At 56.4% G+C, this 13,442-nt stretch carries 12 protein-coding genes; 11 read left to right on the top strand and 1 reads right to left on the bottom strand.

Annotated features, from left to right (window positions below):
- Positions 1 to 2 precede the first annotated feature (2 nt).
- From OKX01_RS02570 to OKX01_RS02560, 3 genes are all read left to right on the top strand, one after another.
- On the top strand, positions 3 to 260 hold the full coding sequence (locus tag OKX01_RS02570) for a hypothetical protein (RefSeq protein WP_094195566.1): 258 nt from the start codon (positions 3 to 5) through the stop codon (positions 258 to 260).
- A 218-nt stretch (positions 261 to 478) separates the two neighbouring features.
- The gene (metG, locus tag OKX01_RS02565; RefSeq protein ID WP_264672408.1) at positions 479 to 2,548 is read left to right on the top strand and encodes a methionine--tRNA ligase; all 2,070 of its coding nucleotides are present in this window, start codon (positions 479 to 481) and stop codon (positions 2,546 to 2,548) included.
- Positions 2,549 to 2,743: 195 nt separating this feature from the next.
- On the top strand, positions 2,744 to 3,640 hold the full coding sequence (locus OKX01_RS02560) for a cation diffusion facilitator family transporter (protein WP_094195564.1): 897 nt from the start codon (positions 2,744 to 2,746) through the stop codon (positions 3,638 to 3,640).
- A 45-nt stretch (positions 3,641 to 3,685) separates the two neighbouring features.
- On the opposite strand, the gene OKX01_RS02555 is transcribed toward OKX01_RS02560, so the two are convergent.
- The gene (locus OKX01_RS02555) at positions 3,686 to 4,588 is read right to left on the bottom strand and encodes a LysR family transcriptional regulator (protein WP_094195563.1); all 903 of its coding nucleotides are present in this window, start codon (positions 4,586 to 4,588) and stop codon (positions 3,686 to 3,688) included.
- A gap of 162 nt (positions 4,589 to 4,750) precedes the next feature.
- Here OKX01_RS02555 and OKX01_RS02550 point away from each other — a divergent pair, with 162 nt between their 5' ends.
- The 8 genes from OKX01_RS02550 to OKX01_RS02515 all read left to right on the top strand — a co-directional run bounded on the left by OKX01_RS02550 (position 4,751) and on the right by OKX01_RS02515 (position 12,869).
- On the top strand, positions 4,751 to 5,014 hold the full coding sequence (locus tag OKX01_RS02550) for a hypothetical protein (RefSeq protein ID WP_264672407.1): 264 nt from the start codon (positions 4,751 to 4,753) through the stop codon (positions 5,012 to 5,014).
- 158 nt (positions 5,015 to 5,172) lie between these two features.
- Complete coding sequence (locus OKX01_RS02545; RefSeq protein ID WP_094198251.1) at positions 5,173 to 6,009, top strand: bifunctional allantoicase/(S)-ureidoglycine aminohydrolase; 837 nt, start codon at positions 5,173 to 5,175, stop codon at positions 6,007 to 6,009.
- Positions 6,010 to 6,181: 172 nt separating this feature from the next.
- Entirely contained in the window at positions 6,182 to 6,655 is a 474-nt protein-coding gene (locus OKX01_RS02540; protein ID WP_094195562.1) for a nucleoside deaminase, read from the top strand.
- Positions 6,656 to 6,783: 128 nt separating this feature from the next.
- On the top strand, positions 6,784 to 7,953 hold the full coding sequence (locus OKX01_RS02535; protein WP_094195561.1) for a YncE family protein: 1,170 nt from the start codon (positions 6,784 to 6,786) through the stop codon (positions 7,951 to 7,953).
- A gap of 371 nt (positions 7,954 to 8,324) precedes the next feature.
- Positions 8,325 to 9,734, top strand: coding sequence for a GNAT family N-acetyltransferase (locus tag OKX01_RS02530; RefSeq protein ID WP_264672406.1), 1,410 nt, complete (start codon positions 8,325 to 8,327; stop codon positions 9,732 to 9,734).
- Between the two features lie 376 nt (positions 9,735 to 10,110).
- Positions 10,111 to 10,896, top strand: a complete 786-nt coding sequence (locus OKX01_RS02525) for an aldolase (RefSeq protein WP_094195559.1) — start codon at positions 10,111 to 10,113, stop codon at positions 10,894 to 10,896.
- Positions 10,897 to 10,935: 39 nt separating this feature from the next.
- Positions 10,936 to 12,264 carry an MFS transporter gene (locus OKX01_RS02520; RefSeq protein WP_094195558.1) on the top strand — a complete coding sequence of 443 codons (1,329 nt, stop codon included), beginning with the start codon at positions 10,936 to 10,938 and terminating at the stop codon, positions 12,262 to 12,264.
- Positions 12,261 to 12,869: a 2-hydroxychromene-2-carboxylate isomerase gene (locus tag OKX01_RS02515; RefSeq protein ID WP_264672405.1), complete on the top strand. Its 609-nt coding sequence runs from the start codon at positions 12,261 to 12,263 to the stop codon at positions 12,867 to 12,869. The genes OKX01_RS02520 and OKX01_RS02515 overlap by 4 nt, the downstream gene beginning before the upstream one ends.
- Positions 12,870 to 13,442: the final 573 nt, after the last annotated feature.

The raw sequence follows: 13,442 nt of genomic DNA, 5'->3' as shown, positions 1-13,442 counted from the left end.
CTATGAGCACATTTAACCAGATTATCCGCACAGCCCTCTTTGTCTTGCTGACAATTTTCGGTGCAATCATGGCGTTTATCTTCATGGTTTCCACCGCGATTGCGATCGGCATTTTATACATTGTGGCGCGTATTAGTGGCCGTCCTTTCGGCGTTAAAGCCTATTGGGACCAGCGCCGCCGCCCCACTACTGCCAGCAAACAGTCGACAGCACCACGTTCGCGTGATGTCACCGACATCGAGATGCGCGAGATTCCTTAACAGTTCTTGACTGTGCGCCAAGCAGTTGGTTCACAGCAACGCTGAATAGGTATTGCCCCCGAACACCCTGAGTCGTCATAGGCTCAGGGTGTGTGCATTTGTATCATTCGCAATTCCTCATCAGCACTTTACCCGTGGACATTCCTCGGTCTGGCGCTGCACAAGTGTCCAATAGACCGTAGAATCCTTGTTCCCTTTCTCTTTTATTTTGTTAAGTCATGTCACGAACGATATTTGTTACGACCGCCCTGCCGTATGCCAATGGCTCGTTTCACATCGGCCACATCATGGAATATATCCAGGCCGACATCTGGGTTCGGTCCATGCGAATGTCGGGACATACGGTACATTTTGTGTGTGCGGACGACGCCCATGGCGCCCCCATCATGCTCAAGGCAGAAAGCGCGGGCATTACCCCCGCCCAGTTGGTAGACAAGATCGCGGCCGAACGCCCCACCTACCTGAACGGCTTTAACATCAAGTTCGACCACTGGCACCGTACGGACTCGCCTGACAACGTCGAGCTGGCCCAGGATATCTACCGTACGCTCAAAAGTGCCGGTTTCATCGATACACGCACCATCGAACAGTTCTATGACCCGGTCAAAGGCATGTTCCTGCCCGATCGTTACATCAAGGGCGAGTGCCCAAAGTGTCACGCCAAGGACCAGTACGGCGACAGCTGCGAGGTCTGTAGCGCGGTTTACGCCCCGACCGAGCTGATCGAACCCTACTCCACCCTGACCAATGCGCGTCCGGTGTTAAAGACCTCGGAACACTTCTTCTTCCGTCTGTCCGACCCGCGCTGCGTGGCCTTCCTGCAAGAGTGGACCACAGGCAAGAACGCCCAGGGCAAGCCACGTCTGCAATCGGAAGTGCTGGGCAAAACCCGCGAATGGCTGGGTACAGGCGAAGGGGCCGAAGCGTCCCTGAACGACTGGGATATTTCCCGCGACGAGCCTTACTACGGCATTCCGATTCCCGATGCGCCCGGCAAGTACTTCTACGTCTGGCTGGACGCGCCTGTTGGTTACCTGGCTTCCTTGAAAGCCTACTGCACCAAGGCCGGTCTGGACTTTGATGCCTTGCTGGATCCGGAAGGCAGCACCGAGCAGGTGCATTTTATCGGCAAGGACATCGTGTACTTTCACGCCCTGTTCTGGCCTGCCATGCTGAAATTCTCCGGCCGTAAAGTGCCTGATGCACTGAACGTACACGGTTTCATCACGGTTAGCGGCGAAAAAATGTCCAAGAGCCGTGGCACAGGCATTTCACCCCTGCGCTACCTGGAACTGGGTATGGATGCCGAGTGGATGCGCTACTACATGGCCGCCAAGCTGAACTCGCACGTTGAGGACATGGACTTCAATCCTGATGACTTCATTGCCCGCGTCAACAGCGACCTGATTGGCAAATACGTCAACATCGCCAGCCGTGCCGCCAACTTCATTAGCAAGCACTTTGATGGCAAGCTGGCCTACCAGGGCGACACCTCCGAGCTGCAAAACCAGCTCAAAGAAGTTGCCGAGAAAGTCCGTGCCGATCTGGAAAGCCGCGAGTACGGCCGTGCTGTGCGCCAAATCATGGCTCAAGCCGACATCATCAACCAGGCTTTCGATACAGCCCAGCCCTGGGTCATGGCCAAAGGCATTGCAACTGCCGAGCAAGCCCAGAAAGATGCGCTGCAAGACATTTGCTCGCGCACCCTGGCTGGCTTCAAGGGTCTGTCTGTCATGCTGACCGCCATTTTGCCTACCCTGACCGATCGCGTTGCCCGCGAGCTATTCGGTCTGGATCGCAGCTTTGTCTGGGATGACGTGGCTGCCTTGCCTGATTACATCGCTCCATTCAAACACCTGATGCAGCGGGTAGACAGCGCCATGGTGGACGAACTGCTGGCCCCCCCGCCAGCCCCAGTCGTCCTGCCCGGTGGCGAAGCGATTGCCGACACCATCGACATCAAGGACTTCATCAAGGTTGATCTGCGCATTGCCAAGATCGTCAGCTGTGAAGCCGTAGAAGGGTCGGACAAGCTGCTGCGCCTGAGCCTGGATGCTGGCGAAGGTCGTTTGCGCCAAGTGTTCTCTGGCATCAAGTCGGCTTACCAACCCGACGACCTGATCGGCAAGCTGACGGTTCTGGTAGCTAACCTGGCTCCTCGCAAGATGCGTTTTGGTGTGTCCGAAGGGATGGTTCTGGCTGCCAGCCATGCTGATGACGCCGTGGACCAAGGTATCTATATTCTAGAGCCCTTCCCTGGCGCCCAGCCCGGCATGCGCATCAATTAAGACGCATTCCTGATACGCCCAAAAGCCTCGCTCAAAAGCGAGGCTTTTTTGTATCCACATATCAAAGAATAGGCTCAAAACAGCCTGCCAAGCCCCTTTCAGCACCCTACAGGCCGGGAAAGTCGATACACTCTTTATCTTGAAACTGCTGTATTGATACACAGCCTGCCGCTTTGCTTGCAAGGACCGTTTGGCATGAAAAATACCCCCCCTTCTGATCTGGACCGGCACCGCGGCGCTCAACGCTCCACCTGGGTCAGCGTCCTTGTCAATATTGGTTTGAGCGTGCTGCAACTTGTGGTGGGCCTGTTTGCCCATTCTCAAGCCCTGATTGCCGACGCCATTCACTCTTTATCTGACCTGCTGTCGGACTTTGTAGTGCTGATTGCCAACCGCCATAGCCGCCAAGGCCCAGATGCAGACCACCCCTACGGTCACTTGCGCTACGAAACGGTCGCTACCTTGGCCATTGGAGGCCTTTTGCTGGCCGTGGGTGCCGGGATGTTGTGGAATGCCGTCTCTGCCTTGCGCGACCCCAGCAGCATCGAGGCTGTACACCCCATTGCCTTGGCCATTGCCTTGACTGCGCTCTGTAGCAAAGAACTCCTGTTTCGCTACATGTTGCGTGTAGCAAAACGGTTACGCTCGACCATGCTGGCTGCCAATGCCTGGCATGCACGCTCGGATGCCGCATCCTCCTTGGTTGTCAGTGTCGGAGTCATGGCGAACTTGGCAGGCCTGCCCTTGGGCGACCCCTTGGCTGCCAGCATTGTGGGCTTGATGATTCTGCGCACGGGCTGGAAGTTTGCGATAGGCGCCTTCCACGATCTGACAGATAAAGCGGTCGATCAGGAAACGGAAGAGCGCATTGCCAAACTCTTGCGCGAGACGCCCGGCGTAGAAGGGATACACCAGTTACGCACCCGCAAGCTGGGCGACATGATCTGGGTAGAGGTAGACCTGGAAATGGATGGCAAGCTGACCATCAGTCAGGGGCACGAGATTGCCGTGGCTGCACGGGCGCGTGTGATGGCCGAAGAACCCGTGCTGGATGTAATGACGCACTTTGATCCAGTCACGCCCAAGCACTAAAGCCTGACGCGTCTTTGCCACTCTCGCAGGCCGAACACCCAGGTATCAAACGCGGTGCTCACTCTCGGGAGCCAACATTTCTACCAGCACACGGGATAAGGCCGTCACCATCTCATTGGCGTGGGGCCTATGCAAAATCGCCAGTTCAAAAGCATCAATCCGGGGCAGGCCTTGTGCTTGCCCCAGCTCAATATGGTCGTCCCGCACAGCACGCCGTGGCAACAGGCTGATGCCCATCCCGTCTGCCACCGCTCCTTGAATGCCGCTCAAGCTGGAACTGGTAAAACTGATGCGCCAACGCCGCCCCAAGGACTCCACTGCACTGATAATCTCCTCACGGTAAACACCACGGCGTGGGAAAGTAACCAGGGGGATAGGGTCCAGATGAAAGACCGGATCGGTCGCGCTATCGACCCAGGCCGTCTGCTCGGGTAAACAGACCACCGCTTCGCGGGCATTATGACGCTGCTTGACCAGCACCAGATCCAGCTCACCCTGATCGTAGGCGGCCAGCAAATCGCTACTTAAACCGCTGCTGACTTCCAGCCGCACCTGCGGAAACTGCCGATTGAAACCCGCCAGGGCCCGCATGGTCTGGCCGTTGGTAAAATCCTCTGGCACACCCAGCCGTACCGAGATAGTCACCAACGAACCCGACAAGGCTTCTGACAACTGATGATTCAGGGCCAGCATCTGGCGGGCGTAACCCAGCAAGGTCTGCCCCGCTTCGGTCGTGCTGACTCCCCGGCTGGCCCGATCCAGCAGACGCAGTCCGGCCAGCTCTTCCAGACGTCGTACCTTCTGGCTGATCGTGGACTGGGTGGAATGCAAACGCGTCGCTGCTGCCGTAAAGCTGCCGCAATCGACCACCGTCAACAAGGCCAGCAACAGGTCCAGGTCGTACAAGGGCCGATTCAGGCTGGGACTGCTCGATAGTTGATGATCCATATCTTCAAAATCCTTCTGACATCACGCCTTTGGCCCAAGCAAAGTGCTGGCTATTGCCTGTGGATACTAGCTGTGCATCAAAGATGGCTCGTGAGGCCCCAAGCTACTGGGTGTGGGCACGGAGCGTAGATCAACCGCTGCTCCAAGACGGACGCGACATCAATGAGCATCAATATAGGTAGTAACACTGCTGCCTGCTTCGGCATTGGCATTGGCATTGGCATTGGCATTGGCATTGGCATTAAAGCACTTGCAGCAGTTGTTGCTGTTGCTGTTGCTGTTGCTGTTGCTGTTGCTGTTGCTGTTGCTGTTGCTGTTGCTGTTGCTGTTGCTGTTGCTGTTGCTGTTGCTGTTGCTGTTGCTGTTGCTGTTGCTGTTGCTGCCAACAGGCTCCACAGCTCAACACATTCAAAAAACAAATACTAGAGATTTATACATTTAATTTGTAAATATCACCAGCAATCGTTACTGTGTATTAGTCCCGCGCATTACAACGACATCCCGCCTGTGCCTTTTGCCAACCGCCGGGATTGCGCCATGCCGTTCGACAGATTTTTCCTTACTGAATGTCAATGGGAATCAACATGTCCAAAGTCAATTACTACGCCCCTCCCGGTGGCCATCCTCCTCAGACTCAGTTGCTGACAGATCGCGCCATGTTCACCGAGGCCTATGCCGTGCTGCCCAAAGGCGTGCTGCAAGACATCGTGACCAGCTTCCTGCCCGGTTGGGAAAATACCCGCTTATGGGTATTGGCTCGTCCTCTGTCCGGCTTTGCCGAAACCTTCTCCCAATACATCATGGAAGTGGGTCCTCAAGGCGGCAGCAACAACCCTGAGTCCGATCCCGAAGCCGAAGGCGTGATTTTTGTCGTCAAGGGCCAATTGGAACTGGTTCTGGAAGGCACCAAGCACATCCTGGAAGAAGGCGGCTATGCCTTTATTCCTCCTTCCACCAACTGGACCTTGCACAACCGCACGGGCGAGTTGGCCAACTTCCACTGGATCCGCAAGCGTTATCAGCGTGTGGAAGGCCTGGAAGCACCTGAAGCCTTCGTGACTAACGAGAAAGACGTCACCCCCATGGTGATGCCCGACACCGAAGGCCGCTGGAGCACCACGCGCTTTACCGATATGTCCGATCTGCGTCACGACATGCACGTGAACATCGTGAACTTTGAACCCGGTGGCGTCATCCCCTTTGCTGAAACGCACGTCATGGAACACGGTCTGTACGTTCTGGAAGGTAAGGCCGTTTACCGTCTGAACCAGGACTGGGTTGAAGTGGAAGCTGGTGACTTCATGTGGCTGCGCGCCTTCTGCCCACAAGCGTGCTACGCGGGCGGCCCAAGCCGTTTCCGCTACTTGCTGTATAAAGATGTGAACCGTCATGCCAACCTGACTATTGGCGGCCATCGCTAATAGGACCCGAAACAAAACAGCCGCTGCCCGTCAGCGGCTGTTTTGCATTACCAACACGCCCAACCAGAACCCCCCCCTTATGCCACCTGCACCCGCAGGCCTGCCACAAGGCACAAACACAGACTCTGGTTTCAAGGCTCATTCCAACCCTGCTTCTCTACAGGAGAAAAACATGAACGATAAACACTATCTGCTGCGCTCGATCCAGATTGCAGCAGAGAATGTCGCCCGTGGCGGCCAGCCTTTTGGTGCCGTGCTGGTGCGTGACGGCCAGGTTCTGGCCGAAGGGGTCAATGAGACCTACCTCGCCCACGACCCGACCGCCCATGCCGAGATCCAGGCACTGCGCCACGCCAGCCAGGCGGTAAAAAGCAGTCACCATGCAGGCAGCACCATGTATGCCAGTGGCATCCCCTGCCCCATGTGTATGGCCGCCATGATCGCCTCAGGCGTAGAGCGTGTGGTCTATTGCGCCGACGACGAACAAGGCGAACCCTTTGGCTGGTCCACCGAATCCTTCTACAAAAAAATGCAGCAGGATTTTGGCAAGCAGGGCGTGAAAATGGAACACCTGCCTTTACCTGAAAAACGCCAAGTGTATGAAGCCTGGCAAGCCCGTTTTGGACAAGGCTCCCAGCAAGACTGAAAACGTCATTCAAAACCCTGCGATCAAGCAGGGTTCTACGTATTTACATAGACAGGCAGGTCAGAAAAGTTTATAAAACAGAGCAGTTATAGTAACGATTCTCATTTATTGAATCCCAAAGGAAATACATGATTGCGTCCCGCCCTGCCTCTTTAAAAATGATTGTTGCCTCCGTAATGGGGGCCTTGCTGCTCAGCGCATGCCAGACCGCACCGCAATCGCAACAAGTGGGCCAAACATCGTCTTTCAATGCAACTGCCCCTCAAGCACAAGTCACTTTCCGTCAGGACACCATTGAGGGTGCCTACGAAATTCTGGCCGCCAAGGACAGCAAGCAATTATTCGTTGCCGCCACCCCCTTGTTTGAAGACCGTGCGGCCGGCTTTCTGCATGTTCTGGACCAGGACACTCTGCGTGAGTCGCAGCGCATCCAGTTGCCACGCCGTGCTTTCGCACTAGGCCTGAACCAGAAAACTCACACTCTGTACGTGGGTAACACTCTGGACGGCTCGCTGCTGGCGATCAACAGCCTGAACGGCACCGTCAAGCAACTGATTCAACTGGGCCAGAAAGAAGGCAAGGACGGCTGGGAACACACCCGTAAAGTCGTGATTGACGAACAGGACAACCGCATCTTCGTGACCAACCCCTCTGAAGGTGGCCGCGTATGGATTGTGGACGGTGCCCAAGGCCGCATCCTGCACAATATCGACAACGTTGGCCTGTGGCCTGCCGGCGCTGCCTACGATGCCAACACCAAACGCCTGTTCGTGGGCCACGGCGGCAAGGACGAAATTGCTGTCATCAACCCGGCTACAGGCACTATCGAACAGCGCTTCACGACAGGCGATGCGAAAAGTGACAAGCGGGAAGATTCCCGTCACTTCTTCGTGAACATCACCCTGAGCGCAGATGGCAAGAAACTGTTTGGAGCTGACGCCAACACCGGCAAGATTTACGTATTCGACACCACCTCCGGCAAAGTGGAAAACACGGTTGAAGTCGGCCTGGGTCTGCTGGACATCGTCTACAACGATGCCCGTAAAGAGCTGATCGCCACCAACCGTGGCGTGGATCGTCAAACGCCTGCCGGTACCGGTTCGGTAACCATTCTGGATGCCAACACCCTGGCTGTGAAACACCGCATCAGCGCTCCTGTACACCCCAACAGCGTGACGCTGAGCGCTGACGGCCAGACCGCTTTTGTCACCATCAAGATTCCTCACGGTGACAAGAGCCCGCACTACCTGAAAGGTGCCAAAGACAGCGTTCTGCGTCTGAACCTCAACCAGCTCTAAGCCTCTGGCGTCAAGCCTGGACCCAAGCCGAGACTACCCACCAGGTAGCTCGGCTTTTTTGATGCCTGCCACTTTGGTCTGCCCAACCGACGCTACGGCATCTGTGCTTAGCGCTCAGGATAGTTGTGTCTGCCGTTCAAATCCAACGCCAAGACCCGCCAGGGCCGGCTCCGTCACGTTTCACGGCCATCTTCTCAATGTGGTCTGGGAGCAAGCAAAAAAGCGGATTGCTGTAACCGGCCACTTGCTCAATAGAATCAATTAGTGGCCTAGCACAACACCTGTTGTCCCCCAGCCCCGCCCTCCCCTTTCCCGCCTCCCGATGTGCCACGAACTGGCATTTCAGGAGCGTTTTCTATTGAAGACATCTCATGGTTCAGTTGAACGATTATCACCAGCCTATCGGCCCCTCGCTCCCTCATTGGCAAGCCCGCCCGCGACCCACCCGCTGTGTTTTGCACGGTAAGTACTGCCGACTGGAAGCAGTGAACCCGGAGCAACACGGCGAGAGCCTGTACGAGGCCTACAGCAGCGCCAACGATGGCCGTGACTGGACCTACTTGTCCGTAGGGCCCTTTACCAGCCGAGGGCAATTCGATCAGCATCTGCATACCATCAGTCAGGCCGACAACGCCGTGCATTACGCCGTCGTAGAACAAGCCACAGGGCGGGCATTGGGCACCTTGTCCCTGATGCGGATTGACCCGCAAAACGGCTGCATTGAAGTGGGTTTTGTAGCCTGGTCACCCGCTCTGAAGCAAACCCGCATGGCCACCGAAGCCCACTATCTGTTGATGGCCTATGCCATTGACGGCTTGGGCTACCGCCGCTACGAATGGAAGTGCGATACGCACAATGCTCCTTCACAAGCGGCTGCACGACGACTGGGCTTTCGTTATGAAGGCATTTTCCGCCAAGCGATTGTCTACAAAGGGCGCTCACGCGATACAGCCTGGTTCTCGATTACCGACACAGAATGGCCTGCCCTGAAAGCAAATTTCCAGGCCTGGCTGGCACCCGAGAACTTTGATGAACAAGGCCGTCAAAAGCACCGCCTCGGGCAACAAGAGACGATTATCCCAGCCGGCTCTGGGGCCCGCCGCCTGAAGCAGATGCTGACCCTGCAAACCGAGCTGAATCACCTGATCGACCCCAACTGGCGAGTGGCCAAACAGGACTACTACCGGGCGATCTGGCTGGAGTGTGCAGAGCTGGCCAACTACCTGGATTGGAAGTGGTGGCAACACCGCGAACGCAATCTGCCGCAACTACAGCTAGAGCTTATCGACATCCTGCATTTTGGTCTGTGCGATGTATTGCGCGCCAACGACCTGCTGCGCGAGCAAGAGGCCGCCACCGCACTGGATCAGCTTGAGCAGGCCCCTGCAAACGCCAGCGACTCTGCAACCCTCATGACGGCGCTGGAACACTTTGCTTTGCGGGTGCTGCAGACGCGTCAGTTCGACTTCAGCAGCTTTGTTCAACTGGCCCGCCTCAGTGGTCTGACGCTGGACACGCTTTACCACTCCTACGCGGGCAAAAACGCCTTGAACCGCTTGCGTCAGCTACGCGGCTATCAGCATGGTCACTATCACAAACAGTGGGGTGACCAGCAGGACAACGAGCATCTGGCACGGCTGCAATCGCAACTGCCCGCCGAGCAGGACAACTACCCCGAACTGATCCTGCATGCCCTGCAAGACAGCTACAACTCGTTTTTCTCGGGAGGCACCCAGGCCCAGAACAGTGCCTCGCTACCACCTCCCCTTTCTTTACGTTGACAAAGGACTGTCCATGTACATCGACTGCGATTGTGCCACTAGTGTCTTTCTAGACTCGCCCAAGCCGGACTCCAATCCCGTGGAAAACCATGACACACGTCATCCACCTGATCCCCGGCCACAACCGCATAAGGTGCAACATCCCTGGTCCCGCTCTCGACGCCGCGAACGCTCTCGCTGGCGCCAAAGCTGAACCCGGCCCCGATTGTCTCCTAGCCCGGCACTCGAGCCGGGTTTGCATGGGTGACACCGTCTTGCAAGCAAATGGAATAGGAGCTATGAGCCACCGAACATAGCTCCTATTGATTTAAATCAAGACAATGAATCCCATCGTCGGCACAAGGATCGACGAGGCATACCAAAGGAGACAAATCACATGGATACCCCACTCAGAGACAAATCCTATTTTGATGAACGTGCCACCAAAGAGATGGCCTCTCATCTGCAGCACGTGCAACGCGACACCCGCGAAACCATGGCATTTGCCTGTCGCATCCTGGCCATGACCGAGCAGGAGGCCGGTCTGGCAGGCCAGATCAGTGTCCGTTCCGAACGCCCTGGTGCCTACTGGACCTTGCGCTTTGGTCTGGGTTTTGACGAAGCCACCCCTGAAGACTTCATTGAAGTTGACCGCGACTTAAATACCCTGAGCGGCCAAGGCATGGCCAACCCGGCCACCCGCTTTCATTTGTGGGTCTATGAGGCTCGCCCGGACGTCAACTCCATCATCCACACGCACTCGCCCTGGGCTACCGTGCTGGCCACCGCCCGTCAGCCTTTGGTGATTTCGCAAATGGACATGACGCCCCTGCACAATGACTGTGCCTTTTTGGGCGAATGGCCAGGTGTCCCCATTGCCGACCAGGAAGGCGTCATCATTTCCAAAGCTCTGGGCGACAAGCGCGCCATTATCCTGGCCCACCACGGTTATCTGACCGCAGGCCAAAGCTGTCAGGAAGCCACGTATCTGTCCGTGTATCTGGAGCGTGCTGCACGCCTGCAAGTGCGCGCACAGGCGGCCTTTGGCCCGCTTACCCCCGTGGACGACACCCTGGCGGCCGAAGCGCACGACTACCTGCTCAAGCCCTCCATTGTGAACGCGACCTTTGATTACTGGTCCCGTCAGACCCAAGGCATTGCGCCCTTAACTAAAACTCGCTGACGCCCACACTCAACACCCCGCTTCCACCAGGAGGTCGCTATGACGATGCCTAATCATGGACAGGCGCGTTCGTCGCGCCAGTACGTTACCGCTGGCCTGGCCAGCATGATGGGAACCACCATAGAGTGGTATGACTTTTTCCTGTACGGCACCGCTGCCGCACTAATTTTCAACAAGATCTTTTTCCCCGCCTTTGACCCGATTACGGGCACACTGGCGGCCTTTGCCACCTACTCCGTGGGCTTTTTTGCCCGTCCCTTGGGAGGATTTGTTTTCGGCCATTTCGGTGACAAGCTGGGCCGAAAATCCATGTTGTTGATCACGCTCTTTCTAATGGGGATTCCCACTATCCTGATCGGCTTGATCCCCTCTTATGAAAGCATTGGCTATTGGGCCGCCGTCCTGCTGGTCCTGATGCGTTTTCTGCAAGGCATTGCGGTAGGCGGCGAATGGGGCGGCGCCGTGCTCATGGCGGTTGAACATGCCCCGGAAGGCAAGAAAGGCTTTTTCGGCAGCTTGCCACAAACAGGCGTTGCTCCCGGTCTGATCCTGTCTTCTCTGGCCATGGGAGCGGTCGCCAGCTTGCCTGAAGAAGACATGCTCTCCTGGGGCTGGCGTCTCCCCTTTCTGGCCAGTGTTGTCTTGCTGCTGGTAGGCTGGTGGATACGCGCCAAAGTGGCCGAGTCACCTGACTTCGAGCAGATGAGCAAGAAAGGCAAACAAGTGGCGATTCCCGCCCTGGAAGTCCTGCGTCATTACCCGCGTGAAGTCCTGCTGGTCGTGGGGGGCCGTCTAGCTGAAGTGACCTGGTTCTATACCGTAGTGACCTTTGCCCTGGCCTATGCCACCACCACCTTGGGAGTTGATCGCGGCGTGATGCTCGATGCGACCGTCTGGGGAGCATTTGCCGCCCTGTTCACCATGCCTTTGTTTGGCGTACTGGGAGACAGGATCGGCTTCAAATGGGTATTCATGGCCGGCACGGTCTGCATGCTGGCGTTCTCGTCCACCTTCTTTTCCATGTTGGGAAGCCTGGACTCCAACACCATTACCCTGGCTTTGGTGATTGCGATTGGCCTGGTCTACGCCGCACTGTATGGCCCGCAAGGTGGCCTGTTCTCCACGCAATTTCCACCTGAAGTGCGCTACAGCGGCATCTCCATTGCCGTGCAGGTATCCGGTGCCATCGGTGGCGGCCTGGCTCCCTTGGTGGCCACCTCCTTGCTGGCCTATGGCGATGGCCAACCCGACTACATCGTCTGGTATCTCAGCGTGCTGGGTCTGATCGCCTTTGCCAGTACCTGGTTCATGCACGGGCCGACGCATTTCTCCCTTCCCGCCTTATCCAGCCCAAAGGTACGCACATGAACAGGCCCGGCATTCACTACTACTTCTGGATGAATTCAGACTGGGCTTACCTGGGGGCCGACCGGCTGGAGGCGATTGCCCGCCAACAGGGCGTGCCGATCCACTACAAACCTGTGGACCTGCCTCAGGTCTATGCCCGTACGGGCGGTGTTCTACTAGGACAGCGCTCGCCCGAACGGCAGGCTTATCGCATTACAGAGTTGCAGCGCTGGTGTCGCAAGCTGGACCTACACGTCAATCCCACACCACGCTTCATGTGCCCAGACGCCACGCTGGCCTCCCTCCTGGTGATCGCCATCAACCAGGCTGGCTTGCCGGTGCGGGATTTGTACAAAGCCATTTTGCGAGCGCAATGGTGCGAGGACCAGAATATTGCCGATCCCGTGCTACTGGCCGGGATCTTGCAAGCTCACCAATTAGATGCAGACTACTGGCTTGAACAAGCACCGCTGATGCAAGCGCGGTATCAAGCCCACACCGAAGAGGCCATTGCAGCCGGTGTCTTCGGTTCTCCCTCCTATGTGTACCAGGGTGAGCTGTTCTGGGGTCAGGACAGGCTGGACATGCTGGACCAGGCCATCACCGGACACCCTGCACCAGCTTGAGCCAGGCTCCACACCAAGCCTGGGTATGGTGAAAGCAAGGGCGGGACAAGGGAAATAAACCTTGTCCCGCCCTTCTTGTTTTTTGCTTCGTCAACCGGCTCAGGCCCTGCCCCGGGGCCCACCAAAATGATTTAACCGCCCTATACCAAACTCGCTCTAACAAGCATAACAATCTGTAAAAACTGAACGCCCAAACTAGATCAAAATCCAACAAAAAAACGGCAAATAAGCGCCTTGCCTCGGGCCGTGCTTCCTGCACCTGCGAGTCATCATAAAAAGAGCTTCACACACTTCCCCGACAACATCTGTCCAGATGCACACTAATGCGGGCAAAACCACGGCAAACCTATCTGGACATGGTCTTTTGTTCAGAGGTAAAAGCCGTAGAATCACGCCTTTTCCTATCAGGAAAATTCACCGATACGCCAGCGTAGCATTCCGGATATTGGACTTTTTAGGTCCTGCTTACGGCACGGGTTTCGGGCTTTCGGCATGCCGCCTGCCAAAAATGAAATGCAATGAGCAATTTTGAAAATTTACTTTTCCCACTAATACAGAATGTTATGTCTGCCG

The sequence above is a fragment of the Alcaligenes sp. SMD-FA genome, from assembly GCF_025960365.1.
Classification (GTDB): Bacteria; Pseudomonadota; Gammaproteobacteria; order Burkholderiales; family Burkholderiaceae_B; genus Alcaligenes; species Alcaligenes aquatilis.
This window is presented reverse-complemented; position numbering and strand designations above follow the sequence as displayed.